The organism is Micromonospora sp. CA-248260, assembly GCF_050942205.1.
In the GTDB taxonomy this organism is placed as follows: Bacteria; Actinomycetota; Actinomycetes; order Mycobacteriales; family Micromonosporaceae; genus Micromonospora; species Micromonospora antibiotica.
In genome coordinates this window covers 956374-975928 of sequence record NZ_CP192021.1, presented here as the reverse complement: position 1 = coordinate 975928, position 19555 = coordinate 956374, and the positions used below count along the sequence as shown (strand labels likewise).

Annotated in this window: 20 protein-coding genes; 9 read left to right on the top strand and 11 right to left on the bottom strand. The window is 72.3% G+C overall.

The annotated features are described in order from the left end of the window. Position 1: 1 nt before the first annotated feature. Positions 2-1420 carry a PLP-dependent aminotransferase family protein gene (locus tag ACQP2H_RS04610; protein WP_219467133.1) on the bottom strand — a complete coding sequence of 473 codons (1419 nt, stop codon included), beginning with the start codon at positions 1418-1420 and terminating at the stop codon, positions 2-4. Between the two features lie 222 nt (positions 1421-1642). Between ACQP2H_RS04610 and ACQP2H_RS04605 the strand changes: the two genes are divergently transcribed. The 3 genes from ACQP2H_RS04605 to ACQP2H_RS04595 are packed head-to-tail and all read left to right on the top strand — an operon-like array spanning position 1643 to position 5057. Then, positions 1643-2725, top strand: coding sequence for a serine O-acetyltransferase (locus tag ACQP2H_RS04605; RefSeq protein WP_357536247.1), 1083 nt, complete (start codon positions 1643-1645; stop codon positions 2723-2725). Between the two features lie 12 nt (positions 2726-2737). Then, positions 2738-4141 carry an EamA family transporter gene (locus ACQP2H_RS04600; RefSeq protein ID WP_433231241.1) on the top strand — a complete coding sequence of 468 codons (1404 nt, stop codon included), beginning with the start codon at positions 2738-2740 and terminating at the stop codon, positions 4139-4141. Between the two features lies 1 nt (position 4142). Then, on the top strand, positions 4143-5057 hold the full coding sequence (locus ACQP2H_RS04595; RefSeq protein ID WP_219467126.1) for a PLP-dependent cysteine synthase family protein: 915 nt from the start codon (positions 4143-4145) through the stop codon (positions 5055-5057). An 87-nt stretch (positions 5058-5144) separates the two neighbouring features. Here the strand turns inward: ACQP2H_RS04595 and ACQP2H_RS04590 are convergent, their stop codons facing one another. Continuing rightward, entirely contained in the window at positions 5145-5990 is an 846-nt protein-coding gene (locus ACQP2H_RS04590) for a hypothetical protein (RefSeq protein ID WP_219467125.1), read from the bottom strand. 287 nt (positions 5991-6277) lie between these two features. After that, entirely contained in the window at positions 6278-6988 is a 711-nt protein-coding gene (locus ACQP2H_RS04585) for a DUF4245 domain-containing protein (protein WP_219467123.1), read from the bottom strand. A gap of 158 nt (positions 6989-7146) precedes the next feature. Here ACQP2H_RS04585 and glpX point away from each other — a divergent pair, with 158 nt between their 5' ends. Next, the gene (gene glpX, locus ACQP2H_RS04580; RefSeq protein WP_208568569.1) at positions 7147-8178 is read left to right on the top strand and encodes a class II fructose-bisphosphatase; all 1032 of its coding nucleotides are present in this window, start codon (positions 7147-7149) and stop codon (positions 8176-8178) included. Then, the gene (locus ACQP2H_RS04575) at positions 8175-9146 is read left to right on the top strand and encodes a DMT family transporter (RefSeq protein ID WP_219467119.1); all 972 of its coding nucleotides are present in this window, start codon (positions 8175-8177) and stop codon (positions 9144-9146) included. The genes glpX and ACQP2H_RS04575 overlap by 4 nt, the downstream gene beginning before the upstream one ends. Before the next feature lie 75 nt (positions 9147-9221). Here ACQP2H_RS04575 and ACQP2H_RS04570 read toward each other — a convergent pair whose 3' ends face one another. Next, on the bottom strand, positions 9222-10175 hold the full coding sequence (locus ACQP2H_RS04570) for an NAD-dependent epimerase/dehydratase family protein (RefSeq protein ID WP_357536243.1): 954 nt from the start codon (positions 10173-10175) through the stop codon (positions 9222-9224). A gap of 141 nt (positions 10176-10316) precedes the next feature. Between ACQP2H_RS04570 and ACQP2H_RS04565 the strand changes: the two genes are divergently transcribed. Then, positions 10317-11003: a TetR/AcrR family transcriptional regulator gene (locus ACQP2H_RS04565; RefSeq protein ID WP_219467115.1), complete on the top strand. Its 687-nt coding sequence runs from the start codon at positions 10317-10319 to the stop codon at positions 11001-11003. A gap of 130 nt (positions 11004-11133) precedes the next feature. Here the strand turns inward: ACQP2H_RS04565 and ACQP2H_RS04560 are convergent, their stop codons facing one another. From ACQP2H_RS04560 to ACQP2H_RS04535, 6 genes are all read right to left on the bottom strand, one after another. Then, positions 11134-12102: an NAD(P)/FAD-dependent oxidoreductase gene (locus tag ACQP2H_RS04560; protein ID WP_208568573.1), complete on the bottom strand. Its 969-nt coding sequence runs from the start codon at positions 12100-12102 to the stop codon at positions 11134-11136. A 133-nt stretch (positions 12103-12235) separates the two neighbouring features. Then, complete coding sequence (locus ACQP2H_RS04555; protein ID WP_208568574.1) at positions 12236-12889, bottom strand: rhomboid family intramembrane serine protease; 654 nt, start codon at positions 12887-12889, stop codon at positions 12236-12238. Between the two features lie 114 nt (positions 12890-13003). Then, positions 13004-13702 carry a transglycosylase SLT domain-containing protein gene (locus tag ACQP2H_RS04550; protein WP_208568575.1) on the bottom strand — a complete coding sequence of 233 codons (699 nt, stop codon included), beginning with the start codon at positions 13700-13702 and terminating at the stop codon, positions 13004-13006. Positions 13703-13989: 287 nt separating this feature from the next. Further along, positions 13990-15405 carry a PhoH family protein gene (locus tag ACQP2H_RS04545; RefSeq protein ID WP_219467112.1) on the bottom strand — a complete coding sequence of 472 codons (1416 nt, stop codon included), beginning with the start codon at positions 15403-15405 and terminating at the stop codon, positions 13990-13992. A gap of 369 nt (positions 15406-15774) precedes the next feature. After that, complete coding sequence (locus ACQP2H_RS04540; protein ID WP_219467110.1) at positions 15775-16179, bottom strand: hypothetical protein; 405 nt, start codon at positions 16177-16179, stop codon at positions 15775-15777. 31 nt (positions 16180-16210) lie between these two features. Further along, entirely contained in the window at positions 16211-16555 is a 345-nt protein-coding gene (locus tag ACQP2H_RS04535) for a hypothetical protein (protein ID WP_208568578.1), read from the bottom strand. 265 nt (positions 16556-16820) lie between these two features. Between ACQP2H_RS04535 and ACQP2H_RS04530 the strand changes: the two genes are divergently transcribed. From ACQP2H_RS04530 to otsB, 3 genes are all read left to right on the top strand, one after another. Further along, positions 16821-17261: an XRE family transcriptional regulator gene (locus ACQP2H_RS04530; protein WP_208568579.1), complete on the top strand. Its 441-nt coding sequence runs from the start codon at positions 16821-16823 to the stop codon at positions 17259-17261. Between the two features lie 162 nt (positions 17262-17423). After that, positions 17424-17777, top strand: coding sequence for a hypothetical protein (locus tag ACQP2H_RS04525; protein WP_219467108.1), 354 nt, complete (start codon positions 17424-17426; stop codon positions 17775-17777). Between the two features lie 89 nt (positions 17778-17866). Next, entirely contained in the window at positions 17867-18691 is an 825-nt protein-coding gene (gene otsB / locus ACQP2H_RS04520) for a trehalose-phosphatase (protein WP_208568581.1), read from the top strand. A gap of 62 nt (positions 18692-18753) precedes the next feature. On the opposite strand, the gene ACQP2H_RS04515 is transcribed toward otsB, so the two are convergent. Further along, positions 18754-19524, bottom strand: a complete 771-nt coding sequence (locus ACQP2H_RS04515) for an isoprenyl transferase (RefSeq protein ID WP_208568582.1) — start codon at positions 19522-19524, stop codon at positions 18754-18756. Between the last annotated feature and the right edge of the window lie 31 nt (positions 19525-19555).

Genomic DNA, 19555 nt, shown 5'->3' with positions numbered 1-19555 from the left:
CCTAGCCACGCCCGGCCTCGGCCCAGTAGCCGGCCAGCCGTTTGACCACCTCGACCAGCTCCCCCTCGTCGAGGGTGAAGGGAAGCCGGACATGGTCCAGGTAGGAGCGCGCCCCCACGGCGAAGTGCGCACCCAGCATCAACTGCATGCCGTGGTGCTGGGCGACGTGGTTGAGCTGTTGCAGCGGTCGGGGGGTCGCGCACCAGACGCTGAGCCCGCCGTGCGGTGACTCGTACCGCCACTGCGGCAGGTGCTCGGCGAGCGCGGCGAGCAGGGTGTCGCGACGGAGGAGGAGGTCCCGTTGCCGTTCGAGCCGGATCTGCGGCAGGTCGTCGAGGAGTTCGACGGCGAGCAACTGGGTGGGCAGCGGGCAGCCCAGGTCGTACATGGCCCGCAGGTGCACGATCCGTTGCAGCTCCCGGCGGGGCCCGACCAGCCAGCCGATCCGCAGCCCCGGCCAGCAGACCTTGCTGAGGCTGCCCACCGTGTAGATCTGCGCGCCGGGGGCGTACGCGGCGATCGGGGGCGGCGGGAGGGGGCCGTCGATCCGGGTGTCGGCGAGGGTGAGGTCCTCCACCAGCGGGACCCCGTACCGGCGGGCGATGGCGGCGACCGCTGCGCGGCGCTGCTCGGTCATCGTCCACCCGGTCGGGTTGTGGTATGTCGGGATGACATAGATGAAGGAGGGTTCGTACCGGCGGACGGCTGCCTCGACCGCCTGCGGGTCGGCCCCCTCCCGCTCGATCGGCACCACGACCAGCCGTAGTCCGGCGGTACGCAGCGACGCCAGCACGGTCGGGCAGGTCAGCTCCTCCACCAGCACGGTGTCGCCCCGGCGGGTCAACACCCCGGCCAGCAGGGACAGCGCCTGGGTCGCGCCGTTGGTGACGATCACCTCCTCGGCGGCGGTGACCCGGCCGTCGGCGGTCAGCTTGCCGGCGATCCGGTCCCGCAGCGCGGGGTAGCCGGCCGGTTCGTACACCCGGCCGGGCAGTGCCGCGGCGGCCAGGGCGGGCAGCCGGGACATCGCCGTCATCAGCCATGGGCCGGGCGGTGGCGCCGGGACCGTCAGGTCGACGGTACGCACCCGGTCGCGGACGACGTCGGCGATGAAACCGCTCGCCGCGGCACCGTAGTCGGCGGGCGGCAGGACGGCGGGTTGGGCGTGCGCGACCCGGGTGCCGCTGCCCTGGAGGCTGACCAGCCAACCCTCGTCCTTCAACAGGCTGTACGCCTGGGCGATGGTCGTCCGGCTGACGGACAGCACCACGGCGAGCCGGCGTTCCGGGGGCAGCTCGCTGCCCGGGGGCAGCGAGCCGAGGCGGATCAGCAGCCGCAGCTGCTCGGCCAGCCCCCGGTAGAGCCGGGTCTGGTCCTGCTTCCACGCACCGAGCTGAGCCGCCAACTCTTCCGCGTTCATGCTCTCCCCCCAATGGACTGAGGATTGGCTATTTCCCTCAGCCACTGACTTGAGCAATATTCCATCGTCACGTTAGCGGGGGGCTGTGACTACCACCTGGTAACGCCCCGTGCCCGCTCGGCGGCCATTGCCAGCTTCCCGGGTCGTGACACCGCAGCGAGTGTCACCTCACTCGAGCCGCCAAAGGAGACGGTTCACAGCAGAACGGGGAGCAGGAGCCGCATGGAGTCGTCGTTGCACGAAACCGCAGGCTCGACCGGCACCGGGCAGCGCGTGCCCGGCCCCCGTACCGGCTCCACACCGCCCCCGGGGCCGGACGACAGGCCGTCACCGGTGACCTCCCGGGCGGCAGACGTCGCCCAGGAGTCGACCGACGCCCTGGAGCCGCTGCTGCGGCAGGAGATCGTGCGCATCACCGAGGCCGAGGCGTCCTCGTCGGTGACCCAGGTGCTGCTGTCCCCGCAACGACTGCGCACCATCTGCGCGCACGCCATGGAGGACCTGCTCGCGCTGGCCCGCCGGGACCCGGCCGCCGGCAGTTCGTGGCGGTACGTCTGGGACAGCTACATCGCCTACCGGGCCACCCTCGCCTACCGGGTGGCGCACGCCATCCACCAGGCCGAGGACACCCCGCTGGGTCAGGACGTCCGGCTCGCCGTGGCCCGTCGGGTCTCCGAGGTCGCCAAGGTCCGCACCGGCGTGGAGATCCACCCCGCCGCCCGCATCGGACGACGGCTGATCATCGACCACGGGCTCGGCACGGTGATCGGCGAGACCACGGTGATCGGCGACGACGCGTACATCCTCCAGGGTGTGGTGCTCGGTGCCCGGGGCATCGCCGACAACCCCAACGGCAGGCGGCACCCCCGGCTCGGGGACCGGGTCGAGGTGGGGGCGTTCGCCCGCATCCTCGGTGCGGTGACGGTCGGCGACGACGTGCTGATCGGGCCCGGGATCATCGTCACCACCGACGTGCCGAGCCACCGCCGGGTCCGGCTGCTCAACCAGTACCAGGGCACCTCCGGCGAGTGCAACGTCCGGGTCTTCGGCGTCGTACCGGTCTGCGAGGGCGTGGTCGAGGTGCACGGCACCGGTCTCGCCGCGATCGAGGTCGACCTGGTGACCAGCACCGGCCAGCACCGCCCGGTGGTGGTCCTCGAACGCGACGACCGGCGGGTCCGGTGCGCGGTGAACCGTCCCGGCACCGACGAGCGGCTCCGGATCATCGACACCTGCGGGAACGAGACGGTCCTCTACAACCTCCAGCAACTCTGGCGAGCGCTCGACGAGTTCGGCTTCGCGTGACCAGGAGATGACATGACGAACGACACCGGCCGGCGTGCCGGCCGCTGGCAGCTCGGGCTGCTCTATCTGCTGGTGTGCCTGATCTGGGGCACCACCTGGTACGGCATGAAGATGAGTGTGGAGACCCTGCCCCCGATCACCGCGGCCGGGCTGCGCTTCCTGGTGGCCTTCCCGTTCCTGCTCGCCGTCTGTCTCGCCACACCCGGGGTGTCGTTGCTGCCGCCGCCGGGGCGACGCTGGGTGGTGCCGTTCATCGCGGTGGTCTACATCGCCGTCCCGTACGCCCTGATCAACTACGGTGAGCAGCACATCAGCTCCGGCCTGGCCGCGTTGATCTTCTCGTCGGTCGTGGTCTTCCTGCTGCTGTTCTCCGTGCTGATCTCACGGATCTCGGTGAGCTGGATGCAGTGGGCCGGCGTGGTGGTCGGCCTCGGCTGCCTGGTCGGCATCGTCCAGCTGACCGCCGGGATCAGCGCCCGGGGCGTCCTCGCGCCGGCCGCCGTGCTCCTGGCCGCGGTTATGCACGCCCTGACGTACGCGGTGATGGCCCGCTACGGCGGCACGGTGCACGTGCTCACCCAGGAGACCCTCCCGATCGGGCTCGGCGCGCTGGGCTTGGTGGTCCTCGGCGTGACCGTCGAGCAGCCCGACCTCGGCGCGGTCTCCGGCCGGTCCCTCACCGGCGTGCTCTATCTCGGGCTGGTCGGTTCGGTGATCGGCTTCGCCGCCTACTTCTACCTGCTCCAGCACGTCGACGCGGTGCTGGTGTCGTACGTCTTCGTGCTCTTCCCGGTGGTGGCGCTGTTCGGCTCGGCGGTGCTGGAGAACTCGGCGCTGCCGGCCCTGGCGGTGGTCCTGGCGGTGGTCATGCTCGCCGCGTTCGGTCTGACCAAGAAGGCGACCGGGGGCGGGTCGGCGGCGACGCCCGCACCGGTGCCCGTGGACGACGGGGCGACGCTCGACGAGTCCACCCTCGACGCGGTCTACGAGCACGCGCGGACCGCCTACCCCGGGGAGGCGTGCGGGTTCGTGCACGCCAGTGGACGGGTGCACGAGGCGCGCAACACGGCCGACGAGATGCACCGGCAGGACCCGGTCCGGTTCCCCCGCACCGCCACCACCGGTTACGTGCTGGCCCCCGCCGACCTGATCTATCTGGAGGACAACCTCGACGGGGACGACCCGGTGGTGGTGCTCTACCACTCGCATCCCAACGGCCGGGCCTACTTCAGTGACGAGGACCGGCGCAACGCGCTGATCGACGGAGTGCCGCTCTATCCGACGCTTACGCAGTTGGTGGTCGGCATCGACGACACCGGCGTCCGGGAGGCGCGGTTGTTCCGCTGCGTCGATGGCGAGTACACCGAGCTGCGGTTCCTGCCCGGTCCGGACCGGCGCGCGGCGGAGGTGGGTTGAGGTGGGCATCCGTGACTCGATTCTGGACACGGTGGGCGGCACCCCGCTGGTGCGGCTCAGCCGGCTCACCGCCGACCTGCCCGGGGAGATCCTGCTCAAGCTGGAGCTGAACAACCCGGGCGGCAGCCACAAGATGCGCATCGCGTTGAACATGATCCGGGCGGCGGAGCGGGACGGCCTGCTCAAGCCGGGCTCCGGGCAGACCATCCTGGAGCCCACCGGGGGCAACACCGGGATGGGGATCGCGATCGCCGCCGCGGTCCTCGGCTACCGGGTGGTGCTGGTCATTCCGGACAACTACAGCGAGTCGAAGCGTCGCCTGCTGGCCAGTTTCGGGGTGGACGTCCGGCTCTCGGACAGCACCCGGGGCAACAACTCGCACGGCGAGCTGGCCACCGAGATCCAGTTCGAGCACCCCGAGTACGTGATGCTCAACCAGGCGGCCAATCCGGCCAACCCGGAGATCCACCGGTTGACCACCGTCCGCGAGATCATCGCCGACCTGGACGGCACCCGGGTGGACACCTACGTGGCCGGCATCGGCACCGGCGGTCACCTGACCGGCATCGGTGAGGTGCTCCGGCAGCACCAGGGCGGGCTGCGCATCCTCGGCGTGCAGCCGGAGGGCTGCGACATGTTCGCCGACGTGTTCGTCCCGCACCGCATCCAGGGGCTGTCCATCGGCATGATCCCGCCGGTGCTCAACACCGAGATCATCGACGAGATGGTCACGGTGAGCGAGGCGGACGCCATCGACGGGATGCGTCGGCTGATGGAGTGCGAGGGCATCGGCGCGGGGCCGTCGACCGGGGCGAACATCGCCGCGTGCCGCCGGCTGCTGGCCGCCTCGGACGAGCCGCTGACCCTGCTGACGGTGGCCTACGACCGGGTCAACGACTACCTGGAACTGCTCTGAACCGGGGCTGACCGCACCACCGGGTGCTGAGGCGGACACGACGACGGCGGGGTGGCCCCGGGGCCACCCCGCCGTCGGTACACACGCTCAGCTGAACAGGTTGTACAGCTCCTGCGGTGCCTCGACCACCTGGTCGGCGGCGGGCTTCTGGGCGGCGGTGGCGTTGCCGTAGTCGGAGTAGGTGATCTTGATGTCCTGCGCGGCGACCTGGCCGGCGGCCGGGATCTGCACCACCAGCTCGCTGAGCCGGCCCTGCGGGTCCAGCTTCGCGGTGAACGGCACCGACTGCGCCTGGGCGCCCAACGCGGTGATCACCGTCTGGTCGACGGACCCGGCCTCGGCGGCCTTCGACACGTCCAGGGTGCCGGCGTAGGCGCCCTCGCCGGTCTGCCGGACCTCGGTGATGCCCTGGGTCAGCACGGCGCTGCCGGCCGGGTCGACCTTCTCGAAGTCGAAGCCGAGCGACTTGTTGCCCTTGATCCGGGTCTGGTCGAGGTGCTGGTACTTGCCGAGGCTGAGCTTCTGCGCGCCGGGGATGCTGCTGGCGGACTTGCCGCCCAGGTCCAGCTTCACCCAGCTGTCCGGCTTGGCGTGGATCAGGTCCAGGTTCATCATCAGGTCCGAGGACGCGTCACCGATGCTCAGCTTCATCTGGGCGCTCTGGCTGGGCTGGTGCACCTGCCCCTCGGCGGTGGAGCCCACCCCGGTCATGGTGAACCGGAAATTGCCGTTGCGGATCTCGTTGGTGGAGTTCAGCAGGGCCTGCTTGGCCTCGGAGGTGCCCGGCGAGGCGCTGCCCGAGGCGGCGCCGCCGGAGACCGTCGGGGATGCGGAGGCCCCCGCCTCGCCGCTCCCGGCGTTGTTGCAGGCGGCCAGGCCGGGGGTGAGCAGCGCTGCGGCGAAGACCGCCGCGCTGAAACGTCGAATGGTCACGTCAGGCTCTCCAGTCGGGTCGTCCGACCCCCGGCGGGCGTCGGGGGCGTGGCGTCGCGGGCGTGACGCTTCCCGCGTGGCGCGCGATCCCCGCCCGGTCGCGCCGGACCCCGGGGGTCGCGTCCCTTCTGTTCCCGCGCGTCGCCTTCCGCAATCCACCCGCCCGCAACTGCCGCGGACTTCCTGACCGACGCCGCTTGGCCCGACCACGATCAGCACCGCGTCGACCGTCCGCAGGACCGCGCCGACCGTCCGCAGCACCGCGCCGACCAGGGTCACGCGGCCGGTCAGCGTAGTGCGCCGGCCAGTTCGCGCAGCTCGTTGTCCCGGGCGTCGCCGACCACGATCACCGTACGGCCCGGTTCGAGCAGCACCAGGGCCTGCTCGTTGCCCCGCCCGGTGTACCGCTGCCAGTTCGCCCCGCCCAGGTCGGCCGGCCCCTGCGGCTGCCCCTCGGCGGTCAGCTCGGCGGGCAGCAACCGCTCCGGCGGCACGTTGCTCTGCACCAGTTGGGCGCCCCGCCCCTCCGGGGTGAGATAGCCCACCCGCAGGTTCGCCCCGTCGTCCACGGTGCGGAAGCTCGCGCTGACCGTACGCCAGCCGGAGCCCAGCCCGGACGGCTCGGTGACGGGGAAGACGTTCGCGGCGCGGGCCTGCTCGTAGGCGGGGGCGGCGTCGACGGTGGTGGGCTGCTCGCCACCGAGGAAGCCCCGGTAGAAGGCGAGTAGCAGGGCGATCGGCACCAGCAGCACCAGCAGCGACAACGCCATGTCCTTCGGCGAGCGCTCGGAGCGGGACTTCTCCGCCCGGCCGGAGCGGACCGGCACCGGCTCGCCCGCCCGGTCGTCCGCCGCCGCGACCAGCGCCGGTTCGGCGGCGGGGGCGGGCCCGGCGGGGGCGGCACCGGTCACCGGCCCGTCACCCGGGGGCAGCGGCGGCTGGCCGTCCGGCGGGGTCGGATCGGCGGGTACGCGGTCGGCAGGCTGTGCGGGCTCCACCGGCCCATTCTGGCAGCCGCCCGGTGGGGCGATCCCGCCCACCATCGCCCCGCCCCGCCGCCGGACCTGGCATCGTGTGAGGATCAGCGACAAAGCTGGCAGTGGCGAGCGCAGCCCCTGCCGGTCCACCCCGCACCGTCGCGAGGAGGAAAGCCGCCATGACGAACACCAGGACGCGGGTCCCACAGGATCTCGACCGCAACCTCGCCCTCGACCTGGTCCGGGTCACCGAGGCCGCGGCGATGGCCGCCGGTCGGTGGGTCGGCCGGGGCGACAAGGAGGGCGGCGACGGGGCAGCCGTCGACGCGATGCGCAAGCTGATCAACTCGATCCAGATGCGCGGCGTCGTGGTGATCGGCGAGGGCGAGAAGGACAACGCCCCGATGCTGTTCAACGGCGAGCAGGTGGGTGACGGCACCGGCCCCGAGGTGGACGTGGCGGTGGACCCGGTCGACGGCACCACGCTGATGAGCAAGGGCATGCCCAACGCGCTCGCGGTGCTGGCCGTCTCGGAGCGGGGGGCGATGTTCGACCCGAGCGCCGTGTTCTACATGGAGAAGCTGGCCGTCGGCCCGGAGTACGCCGACGTGGTCGACATCGAGGCCGGGCCGGCGGAGAACATCCGACGAATCGCCAAGGTCAAGGGCACCGACGTCGCCGAGGTCACCGTCTGCGTGCTGGACCGTCCCCGGCACGCGGACCTGGTGGACGAGATCCGGCGGACCGGGGCGGGCATCCGGTTCATCTCCGACGGCGACATCGCCGGGTCGATCGCCGCCGCCCGGGGCGAGTCGGGCGTCGACGTGCTGATGGGCGTCGGCGGCACCCCGGAGGGGATCATCTCCGCGTGCGCGCTCAAGTGCATGGGCGGGGCGATGCAGGCCAAGCTCTGGCCGCAGGACGCACAGGAGCGGGAGAAAGCGCTCGCCGCCGGGCACGACCTGGACCGGGTGCTGGGCACCGACGACCTGGTCACCGGGGACAACTGCTTCTTCGTGGCGACCGGGGTCACCTCCGGTGACCTGCTGCGCGGGGTGCGGTACCAGGCCGGTGGGGCGTACACCCAGTCGATCGTGATGCGGTCCAAGAGCGGCACGATCCGGGTGATCGACTCGTACCACCGGTTGGAGAAGCTGGCCCTCTACTCGGCGGTGGACTTCGACGGCAGGCCCCTGGCAGAGCAGGAGTGACCGCGACCGGCACGGCGGTTCCCGCCGTCCTGCCCACCTCCCGCCGGATCGCCGGGATCGGGCTGGCGACCGCCGCCGGGGTCGGGGTGGCCGTCCAGTCCCGGATCAACGGCGAGCTGGGCGTACGCCTGGCCGACGGGATCGCCGCGGCGGTGGTCTCCTTCGGTCTCGGCCTGGTGGTGCTGCTGGTGCTGGTCCCCGCGCTGCCCGGTGGGCGACGCGGGCTGGCCGACCTGCGTGCCGCGCTGCGCTCCGGCACGTTGCGCCCCTGGCAGATGCTGGGCGGGGTGTGCGGGGCGTTCCTGGTCGCCACCCAGGGCCTCACCATCGGCGTGCTCGGCGTGGCGGTCTTCACGGTGGCGGTGGTCGCCGGGCAGTCGGCCAGCAGCCTGGCCGTGGACCGGGCGGGTATCGGGCCGGGTGGGCGTCAGCCGGTGACCGTGGCCCGGCTGGCCGGCGCGGTGCTGACCGTGCTGGCCGTCCTGCTGGCGGTCGGTGACCGGCTGGGTAACCCGGGCACCCTGGCGCTGGCTCTGCTGCCCCTGCTGGCCGGGTTGGGCCTGGCCTGGCAGCAGGCGGTCAACGGCCTGGTCCGCGCGGCCGCGGGCAGCGCGCTGACCGCCACCGGAGTCAACTTCGCCGTCGGTACGGCGGCCCTGCTGGTCGCCTTCGGCGTGGACGTGGCCATCCGGGGTGGCCCCGCCGGCCGGTTGCCGACCGAGCCGTGGCTCTATCTGGGTGGCCCGATCGGCATCGTCTTCATCGCGGTCGCGGCGGCACTCGTCCGGTTCACCGGGGTGCTGCTGCTGGGGCTCGCCACCATCGCCGGCCAGGTCGTCGGGGCCGTCGTCCTGGACGTGGTGCTCCCGACGGCGGCGTCGCACCCGGGCCCGGCCACCCTGGCGGGCGCGGCACTCACCCTGGTCGCGGTGCTGGTCGCGGCGCTCGGCCCGGTGCACCGTCGCTGACCTGCGCACCGGACCTGCCGTCGGGCGGGCCGTCGGCCGGTCGAGCGTCCGCGCGGCCCGACCGTCGGGCGGCGGTCAGTGCGCCCCGCCCGCCGGGGTGGGCGTCCGGATGGTGGCGGCGAGGATCCGGACGGTGTCGGCCAGCGCCTCGTCCAGCGGGGTCGGCGTGATGCCCAGGGTTTCGGTGGCCCGGGTCGAGTCCAGCACGAAGGGCCGGGCGAACTGGTGTGCGGTCTCCCGCAGCTCGCGGGCGAACGGGTCGTTCAGGCCACCGAGCCAGAGCAACGGGTAGGGCATCCGGACCAGCCTCGGCGCCGGGGCGCCGGCCAGTTGCGCCACCCGTCCGGCCAGCTCGCGGGCGCTGACGGCCGGGTTGCTCGGCACGTGCCAGGCCCGTCCCCAGGCCCGCTCGTCGGTGGCGGCGGCGACCAGGGTGCGCACCACGTCCCCGACGTACGTCCAGCTGTGCGGGGCGTCCCAGTTCACCGGCAGGAAGACCCGTTGCCCGGCGAGCACCTTCGGCAGCACCAACGGCAGCAGGGAGTTGCCTTCGGCACCGAGGTAGTCCGAGCCGCGTACCTCGGTGATCCGGGCCCGGCCGGCGTGGTGGGCGGCGAGCGCCTCGGTCCACATCCGGTTGCGGACCTGCCCCTTGGTGCCGGTGGCGGCGAGTGGGGTGTCCTCGGTCATCGGCGCGTCGACCGGGCCGTAGCCGTAGAGGCAGCCGACGGTGGCGAGCACCGCGCCGGTGCGCTCGGCGGTGGTGAGCAGTGCACCGGCCAGCGGCGGCCAGTCGGTGGCCCACCGGTGGTAGGCGGGGTTGGCGCAGTTGTAGAGCGCGACCGCCCCGCCGGTGAGGGCGGTCAGCCGGTCGGTGTCGGCGGCGTCGGCGGCGATCCGCTCGATGGCCGGGTCGACGGGGCCGGTGCCCCGTCGGGTGACGAGCCGGACCTGCTCGCCCCGCTCGGCGAGGTGGCGGGCGGTGGCGGTGCCGACCGGACCGGCACCGACGATCACGTGCAGTGACATGGGAGAACCCTTCAGAGCGGGAGGCTGGATAGAGAGCAGTGCTCTCGTTGAACCGTGTTCAGCATGTCCGACCAGCCGCTCCCCGTCAAGAGCAGTGCTCTCTATTTTGATTGCCGCTCTGGACCGTGGCAGAGTGGAGCCATGCCGGCTTCCTCGATCCGCGCCCGGGTCCGCGCCGAGATGATCGACGAGATCAAGGCGACCGCCCGCCGCCACCTCGCCACCGACGGTGCCGACCTCTCCCTACGGGCGGTCGCCCGGGACATGGGCATGGTCTCGTCCGCGATCTACCGCTACTTCCCCAGCCGCGACGACCTACTCACCGCGCTGATCATCGAGGCGTACCACGCACTCGGCGAAGCAGTGGAGTCCGCCGACGCCGCCGTCGACCGGGCCGACCTGCGCGGACGCTGGCACGCCGCGTGCCGGGCCGCCCGCGCCTGGGCGCTGGCGCACCCCGCCGAGTACGCCCTGCTCTACGGCAGCCCGGTCCCCGGGTACGCCGCCCCGGTCGACACCGTGCTCCCCGCCCAGCGCCCGCCACGGACCCTGATCGGCATCCTCCGCGACGGGGTGGCCGACGGCCGGCTCGCCCCACCCGACGACGACCTGCCCGAACCGGTCCGCTCCGACCTCGCCGAGATCGCCACCGGCCTCTTCCCCGGCCTGCCCGAGGCCCTGCTGGCCCGGGGCATGGCCGGCTGGACCCAGCTCTTCGGGCTGATCAGCTTCGACCTCTTCGGCCGCCTCGGCCCGGCCCTGCCCCACCGGGACGCCTACTTCGACCACCAGACCGCCCTGATGGCCGACCTCGTCGGCCTGCCCTGACCCGGGGCGGGCGAGGGCCGACCGCCACCGCGCCGGACCGCCCGGCACCGGCCTCCCGCAGCGCACCGAACGGCGCAGGTCTCACCTGCAGACCGGCCGGCACCGGCTCGGCCCGGCCGTGGCCGCCGGGTCAGCCGGCGTCGGAGGAGTGGCCGGGGAAGAGATGCGCCGCCGGGTCGATGGCCACGGCGGCGTTGTTGACGGCGGTGGCGGCCTCACCGAAACCGGTGGCGATCAGCCGCACCTTGCCCGGGTACTCGGTGATGTCCCCGGCGGCGAAGACCCGGGGCAGGTTGGTCGCCATCGCGCTGTCCACCACGATGTGCCGCCGGTCCAGCCGCAGCCCCCACTCGGCCAGCGGCCCCAGGTCGGCGGTGAAACCGAGCGCCGCGACCACCGTGTCGACCGGCAGGGTCTCCGCCGCGCCACCCCGTACGGTGATCTCGGCGGCGGTCACCGTGTCGTCGCCGTACAGCCGGGTCACCTCGGCGTTGACGACGACCCGCACCGGCAGGGACAGCACCCGGGCCACCGTGCCGGCGTGCGCCCGGAACCGTTCCCGGCGGTGCACCAGGGTCACCGAACGGGCCAACGGTTGCAGGGTCGCCGCCCAGTCGAACGCGGAGTCACCGCCGCCCACGATCAGCACGTCCCGGTCGGCGAGCGCGGCCGGCTCCGGTACGAAGTAGACGATCCCGCCACCGAGGAAGCTGTCCGCCACCGGCAGCGGACGCGGGGTGAAGCTGCCCAACCCCCCGGTGACCACCACCGCACCGCAGCGCAGCTGCTCGCCGCCGGCCAAGCCCAGCACCGGTCGGCCGTCGAGGTGGGCGAGCTTCTCGGCCCGGGTGCCCAACAGGTATTCCGGGTGGTAGGGCGCGGCCTGAGCGACCAGGTTGGCCACCAGCTCCCGGCCCTTGACGGCGGGGAAACCGGCGACGTCGAGGATCAGTTTCTCCGGGTACATGGCGGTGATCTGCCCGCCCGGCTCGGGCAGCGCGTCGACCACCGCCACCGACAGGCCCCGGAAACCCGCGTAGTACGCGGCGAACAGCCCCGTCGGACCGGCTCCGATCACGGCGACATCGACCTCGCGCATGGGCGTACCGTCGCTTTCCGCTGGCGGGCACACACAGTTGGATCAACGCGTGCTGCTGCCGACGGTAGGCCCGCCACCCCGTCCGGGCAAGCATCTCCCGGCCGTACCGCGTGCCGGGCGGGTCGCGCCCCGCTCAGGACCTCAGCGTGGACTCGACCCGGTACTCCCCGTACGGGTCGTACGGGCGGCGACGCCGGAACAGGATCGCCGCGACCACCCCGCCGAGCAGCCCGAACAGGTGCCCCTGCCAGGAGATCCGCTCGTCGGTGGGCAGGATGCCGAGCAGCTGCCAGCCGTAGAGCAGGCCGACCAGCAGCACCACCCCGAAGTTCCACCAGCTCCGCTCGACGACGCCCCGGGTGAACAGCAGGCCCAGGTAGCCGAAGATCACCCCGCTCGCGCCGACGACCACCGAGTTGGGCGAGCCGGTGAACCAGACGCCGAGGCCGCTGACCAGGATGATGACCAGGGTGGACCAGAGGAACCGGCGGCTACCGGCGGCCAGCACGAAGGTGCCGAGCAGAATCAGCGGGATGCTGTTGCTGTAGAGGTGGTCGAAGCCGTGGTGCAGGAACGGCGAGAAGAACACCCCGTCGAGCCCCTGGATGCGCTGCGGGATGATCCCGGCGGCCACGTCGAGCCCGAAGCCGAGCCCCTGGTCGAGGGCCTCGATGAGGAAGAGGAACGGCACCACCGCGCACATGGCGACGAAGGCCCGGCCGAGCGACGCGTAGAACGCCTCGGTGCCGAACCGGTCGGGGTCGCCGCCCGTCGGGTGCAGGGTCACCCCACCATGGCTATCAGCATTCTTCGCCGACCGCCACCCGGGTCCCGCGCCACCGGGGGTACGACGACGGCGGGGCGGGTGGTCGCCCACCCGCCCCGCCGTCGTACCCGTCGATCAGTACCAGCCGGAACTCTGGCTCTTGGCCCAGGCCCCGCAGGGGCTGTCGTACCGGCCCTCGATGTAGCCGAGGCCCCACTTGATCTGGGTGACCGGATTGGTCCGCCAGTCGCTGGCGACCGAGCTCATCTTGTTGCCGGGCACGGCCTGCGGGATGCCGTACGCGCCGGACGAGGAGTTGCTGGCCTTGGGGTTCCAGCCGCTCTCCTTGTTCCAGAGCTTGTCCAGGCAGGGCATCTGGTCGATCTTGAAGCCCGCCTGGAGGAGCATCGCGCAACCGGTCTTGCGGTGCCCGCTGTAGGAACTGCACGAGGCCGGGACCGGGCCGGCGAAGGGCTTGATCTTCCCGTCCTCCGACTTGGCCTTGGCCTCGGCCTCATCACGTTCCTTCTTGCGCGACGCCGCCGCGGCCTCGGCGGCCTTGGCCCGCTGGGCGGCCTCCTTGGCCGCTGCGGCGGCCCGCTGCCGCGCCTGGTACTCGGCGGACCGCTGCTTGGCGGACTCCCGCCGGTGGTCGGCCTGCCGGTCACGCTGGTAGTCGTACTCGGCCTGGTCGACCTGGAGGCCGACCTGTGCGGTCAGGCCCTGTTGCTGGGTTTCCCGGTCTTCGCCCAGGTAGAAACCGCCGGCAACGCCCACGGAGAGCAGTGCGACAGCGGCCGTACGGGCACCGAACCGGCTCCACAGCCGACTCACGAAGTATCCCTTCGTCGGGGGCAATGGCGCGGCGCGGACCAGCCCGTGCCGGGCGTGGTCGCACCACGAGCGCCCCGACCTCAGCCGGTCGCCGCCGACGTACCGGCGGGCGGTGGCGGCTCGTCCACGGATGGGACGAACGTTCACCAATGACCCCCACCGGGACGTGGGCGCTCGTGGGACACCATCGCGCACAGTGAGGCTGATGGGAAACCCGGCGCGCGAATTGTGACCTGTGCCACAAAGTGAATGCGGACGATGGGGGGCGACCCCACCCCTCGCAGGACTCAGCCCGGGATGTCCTCCAACAGATCGGTCACCATCGCCGCGATCGGGGAACGCTCGGACCGGTTCAGCGTGACGTGCGCGAAGAGCGGATGTCCCTTCAGCGCCTCGATCACCGCCGTCACCCCGTCGTGCCGGCCCACCCGCAGGTTGTCCCGCTGGGCGACGTCGTGGGTCAGCACCACCCGCGAGCCCTGCCCGATCCGGGACAGCACGGTGAGCAGCACCCCCCGCTCCAGCGACTGCGCCTCGTCGACGATGACGAAGGCGTCGTGCAGGCTCCGGCCCCGGATGTGGGTCAGCGGGAGGACCTCCAGAATGCCCCGGGAGGTGACCTCCTCCAGCACGTTCTCGTGCACCACCGCGCCGAGGGTGTCGAAGACGGCCTGCGCCCAGGGCGACATCTTCTCCGACTCCGAGCCCGGCAGGTAGCCCAACTCCTGACCGCCGACGGCATAGAGCGGGCGGAAGACCACCACCTTCTTGTGCCGGCGGCGTTCCATCACCGCCTCCAGCCCGGCGCAGAGCGCCAACGCCGACTTGCCGGTGCCGGCCCGACCGCCCAGCGACACGATCCCGATCGACTCGTCCAGCAGCAGGTCCAGCGCGATCCGCTGCTCGGCCGACCGCCCGTGCACCCCGAACGCCTCCCGGTCGCCCCGGACCAGCCGGACCGTCTTGTCGGGCAGCACCCGACCCAGGGCCGACCCCCGGGTGGAGTGCAGCACCAGGCCGGTGTGGCAGGACAGCCCGGCGGCGGCGTCCAGGTCGAGGCAGTCCCCGGCGTAGAGCCGGCCGATCTCGTCCTCACCCAGCTCCAGCTCGGCCATCCCCGTCCAGGTCGGATCGCTGGCCTGGCCGTGCCGGTACTCGTCGGCCCGCAGGCCCACCGCGGCGGCCTTGACCCGCAACGGCATGTCCTTGCTGACCAGGGTCACCTCCCGCCCCTCGGCGGCCAGGTTCAGCGCCACCGACAGGATGCGGGCGTCGTTGGACTCGTTGCGGAAGCCCGGGGGGAGGACGCCGCCGTCCGAGTGGTTCAGCTCCACCGTGAGCGTGCCGCCGGACTCGTTGGCGGGCACCGGGCGGTCCAGCCGACCGTGCCGGACCCGCAGCTCGTCGAGCATCCGCAGGGACTGGCGGGCGAACCAACCCAGCTCCGGGTGGTGCCGCTTGCCCTCCAGCTCCGAGATCACCACGAGGGGCAGGACCACCTCGTGCTCGGCGAAGCGGTGGAAGGCCGCCGGGTCGGACAGGAGCACCGACGTGTCCAGGACGAACACCTGGCCGCTTGGTCCGGGCTCCTCGGGGCCGGGCGGAGCAGCGGCCGTCGTACGGCGGCTCCGGGTGGATCGGCGGGTCGTGGCAGTCGCGGCCGGGATCTGGTCGACACCGGCGGGCGTACGGCGAGTCGTCACAGGCCTGCTCCGACGGACGGGCATCCGCCATCCGCGTTCCGCCTCCTCCGGTGCCCGGGGACACGGGGTCGGATGCGGAACCCCGTGCGCGAGGTCGCAGATCCGGGCGGCCGGCTGACCCGGGAAAACCCCGGGTCATGCCTAGACGCTAGCGGCGTCGGGCCGCCTCGGCTAGAGGCAGACGAGGATCCGCCCCCGGTGCGGTGGCCGACGGCGGACCGGCCGGGATGCCAGCCCCCTGCGCGCATCCCGGCCGGTGGAACCGCGTCACCCGTCCGACGCGGTCGACATCGTCGACGACGCCGTGGAGGGTGACGAGCCAACTGCTGGGCCGCGTCCGCCGTGACCGACGAAGGTGGCCCCTGCGGTTCAGCCGGTCCGGCGAACCAGCGTGCCGGTCGGGTGCCGACCGGTGACCGGCCCCGGACGGGCAGCGACCGGCCCCGGCGGGGCGGCCATCGGGGCAGGACGGACGGCGACCGGGCCCGGCGGGGCGGTGAACGAGGAGCCGGCGTAGGTGGTGCCCTGGCGGACCGCCGGGGCGGACGGTCCCGCAGCCGCAGCCGTCCCAGCTGGGACGGCGAGCGCCGAGGCGAGCACCGCCTGGGCGTCACGCCGACGCCGGTTCCAGGCGCCCCGGTCCCCGTCGAAGTAGCCCTGCCGATAGCCGAAGCGGTAGCCGATCCGATAGCTCAGCTGGCCGTGCAACCGACCGGCGGCGTAACTGGTCGCACCCAGCACGAGGACGAGGAACACGGCGAGAAGCGGGCTCATCGGGCGGCTCCGGTGGGCCGCGTCGGCCGGATCACCGGTCCTCCGGCTCGGCCGGGCTCGGATCGACGACCAGCAACCGTTCCAGGTCCTCGGTGCTGACCTCCTCGACCAGCTCCACGCTGATCCGGCAGCCGTCCAGGACGACCTCGGCCATTGAGGACCGTCGGATCTCGCCCCCGGCGTCGTAGACCCGGACGCTCATCTCCGGGCAGCCCAGATGGGTCCGCCAGGCGTTCCACTCGTCCCGGTCGCCGACGCTCAGGGACAGGTAGCGGCAACCGCGGGCCAGGTAGAGCCGCCAGGGTGCGCTGAGTCCTGCGGCGACCCCCTCCGCGATCAGGCCGAACGCCTGGGCGCGGGTCGTGAGTTCGGTCACCGCGCCCCCCTGGCACCGGACGCGTGACGCATGTGAGCAGTGATCGTCTCAAGCACGTGACAAACCGTAGAATGTCCCATGAGCGTGACAGTATCAGCTTTTTGCCCGGTTCCCCCCGACCCGCAACGCAGCTATTATGCCCAGGTAAACACCCATGAAGCGAGGAATCGGCAGGCGTCGGGCCGCACGATGAGTGCGTCTCACATGCGTGACAAAGATCCGCCCCGGGCACCCCGGACGGGCGTTACGGCCGTACCGTCACGGGGTGACCGAGACCGCCCCCGCCCGGAAGATCGCATTCGCCACCTTCGTTCGCCGGGCGCTCGACGACGCCCGGGCCATGCGGGCCTGGACCGGCACCGAGGTCTCCCGCCGCACCGGCGTCTCCCGCCAGACGATCAACCGGTGGGTCCGCGGCGACTGGGCCAGCGACCCGGAGGCCGAACGGGTGGTGGCGTTCTGTGAGGGGCTCGGCCTCAACCCCGCCGCCGCCTTCACCGCCCTCGGCTGGGACCGGGCCGCCGCTCCCCGGGGTGCGGCGAACACCCCTCCGATGGACCCGGACGTCGAGGCGTTGCTGCGCCGGCTGGTCGATCCCGCCGTGTCGGACGCGGAGAAGTTCCACATCCGGGAAACCATTCGTTATCTCGCATACCGCCCTACGCTCCCCCTCGATGTCCGAAATGGAGGCGAGCAGGCCGGGTAGTTCCTCAGATGGCGAAAGAACGCCTGAGCAGACCCGACCGTTTCGCTCCGGGGCCGCAACGGGCACGCTAGCGTCCGTATCCGTACTGCTTGGGCTCGTCGTCGGCGGGGGGACGGGACAAGGCCGAACTCAGCCCTGCGGGACAGAAGGAGGGGTCTGTCCATGACCCTGAAATGGTGGGCAGTCGTGGTCGCGGCAGTCTCCCTGACCGCGTGCGTGACCGCGAACCTGGTGGTCGGCCTGGGCCCCGGCGGGCAGATTCCGCTGGTCGTCAACCTCTTCGCCCTCACCGCCGCCGGCACCGCCGTCGTCCTGGCGGTGGTCGCCGAACTGCACGACCGACTCGACGACCGGGTCAGCGCGCTCACCGACTTCATGGTGGCGCGGCTCAACGAGATCGAGGCCCGCACCGGCGACCGGAACACCGGTTTCGTCGAGGGTTACCTGCTCAACCAGGGCCGGCAGGCCACAGTGGTGCCGTTGGGACGACGCGGCCGGGGAGCCGCCGAGCGCTGAGGCGCACCACGATCAGCCCATCCCGCCGGTGTCAAGAAGCCACTCCGAAGCCACGAATCAGCCACCACCCCCGGGGTACGCTGTCGCGCGTGCCGTCGTTGAATCTGGGTAACCAGCAGCCACCGATTCCGCTGGATGCTGAGCACGCCTGGCGTACCACCGCCGAGCGGGCCGCCGACACCGTCCTCTTCTTCGACTTCGACGGCACCCTCGCGCCGGTCGACGACGATCCCACCGCGGTACGCCCCGCCCCCAAGGTGCTCGCCGCGTTGGAGGCGCTGGCCCCGGTGGTGCAGCGGGTGGCGATCGTCTCCGCCCGCCCCGTCGACTTCCTTCGCGACCACCTCGGTGGCCTCAGCGGGATCGACCTCTACGGCCTCTACGGCCTGGAGCACAGCCACTCCGGCGGCGAGACGGTCACCGAACCCGCCGCGCTGCCCTGGGTGCCCACCATGGCCGAACTGGCCGACCTGGCCCGCGCCGAACTGCCCGCCGGAGCGCTGGTGGAGTTCAAGCGGCTGAGCGTCGCGCTGCACTGGCGTACCGCCCAGCAGCTCGGCCCGACGGTCGAGCAGTGGGGCCGGGCCCAGGCCGAACGGCTCGGGCTGCGGGTGCAGGCGGGCCGGATGGTGCTGGAGCTCAAGCCCCCCGTCGACCGGGACAAGGGGCTGGTCATCGGCGAGGTGGTCCGGGACGCCGGTGGCGCCTGGTACTTCGGCGACGACGTCTCCGACATCAAGGCGTTCGCGGCACTGCGCGCCCGGTCCGCCGCCGACCCCGGTTTCCTCGGCGTCTGCGTGGCGGTGGCCAATCCGGAGACCGGCCGTGAGGTCGCCGAGGCCGCCGACCTCACCATCGACTCGCCCGCCGCGCTGGGCGACTTCCTCACCCGGGCCGTACACCACCTGACCTGACCGCAGCCGCGCGGGCGTTCTCCGGGGGTGCCATGGACGGCCCGCCCGGTCGCGTCGGTGGGTCAGGTGCCGTAGCGGCGTTGCCGGGTGCCGTAGGAGCGCAGGGCGCGGAGGAAGTCGACCCGCCGGAAGTCCGGCCAGTTCAGCTCGCAGAAGTAGAACTCCGAGTGCGCCGACTGCCAGAGCATGAAGCCCGACAGGCGCTGCTCGCCGCTGGTCCGGATGATCAGATCCGGGTCGGGCAGGCCCCGGGTGTAGAGGTGCTCCGAGATGTGGTCCACGTCCAACGAGTTGGCCAGTTCCTCGATGGTGCCGCCCTTGGCGGCGTGCTCCACCAGCAGCGAACGGACCGCGTCGGCGATCTCGCGCCGGCCGCCGTACCCGACGGCGATGTTGACCTGGGCGCCGCCGCTGCGCTCCCGGGTGCGTTCCTCGGCGGCCTTGAGCGCCTGGGCGTGCTGGGTCGGCAGCACGTCGAGCGCGCCGACCATCCGCAGCCGCCAGGGGTTGCCCTCCTCGGCCAGCTCGGTGGTCAGATCCTCGATGATCTGGAGCAGCGGGTCGAGTTCCTCCGCCGGCCTGGACAGGTTGTCGGTGGAGAGCAACCAGAGGGTGACGTGACCCACCCCGGCCGCGTCACACCAGCGCAGCAACTCCTTGATCCGCTCGGCACCCATCCGGTGCCCGTCGTTCGGATCGACGAGGCCCATCTCCCGCGCCCACCGACGATTGCCGTCGCACATCACGCCCACGTGCCGGGGCACCGGCCGACCTGCGAGCCTGGCCGTCAACCGGCGCTCGTAGACGGAGTAGATAAGGTTCCGCAGAGTCATCACCCTGCAGCGTAGCGACCCGCACCGAATA

Coding starts and splice junctions, on each gene's coding strand:
- ACQP2H_RS04600 (WP_433231241.1), top strand. CDS start 2,738: ATGACGAACGACACCGGCCGGCGTGCCGGCCGCTGGCAGCTCGGGCTG.
- ACQP2H_RS04570 (WP_357536243.1), bottom strand. CDS start 10,175: ATGTCACTGCACGTGATCGTCGGTGCCGGTCCGGTCGGCACCGCCACC.
- ACQP2H_RS04540 (WP_219467110.1), bottom strand. CDS start 16,179: ATGAGCCCGCTTCTCGCCGTGTTCCTCGTCCTCGTGCTGGGTGCGACC.
- ACQP2H_RS04525 (WP_219467108.1), top strand. CDS start 17,424: ATGACCCTGAAATGGTGGGCAGTCGTGGTCGCGGCAGTCTCCCTGACC.
- ACQP2H_RS04610 (WP_219467133.1), bottom strand. CDS start 1,420: ATGAACGCGGAAGAGTTGGCGGCTCAGCTCGGTGCGTGGAAGCAGGAC.
- ACQP2H_RS04565 (WP_219467115.1), top strand. CDS start 10,317: ATGCCGGCTTCCTCGATCCGCGCCCGGGTCCGCGCCGAGATGATCGAC.
- ACQP2H_RS04605 (WP_357536247.1), top strand. CDS start 1,643: ATGGAGTCGTCGTTGCACGAAACCGCAGGCTCGACCGGCACCGGGCAG.
- ACQP2H_RS04515 (WP_208568582.1), bottom strand. CDS start 19,524: ATGACTCTGCGGAACCTTATCTACTCCGTCTACGAGCGCCGGTTGACG.
- ACQP2H_RS04560 (WP_208568573.1), bottom strand. CDS start 12,102: ATGCGCGAGGTCGATGTCGCCGTGATCGGAGCCGGTCCGACGGGGCTG.
- glpX (WP_208568569.1), top strand. CDS start 7,147: ATGACGAACACCAGGACGCGGGTCCCACAGGATCTCGACCGCAACCTC.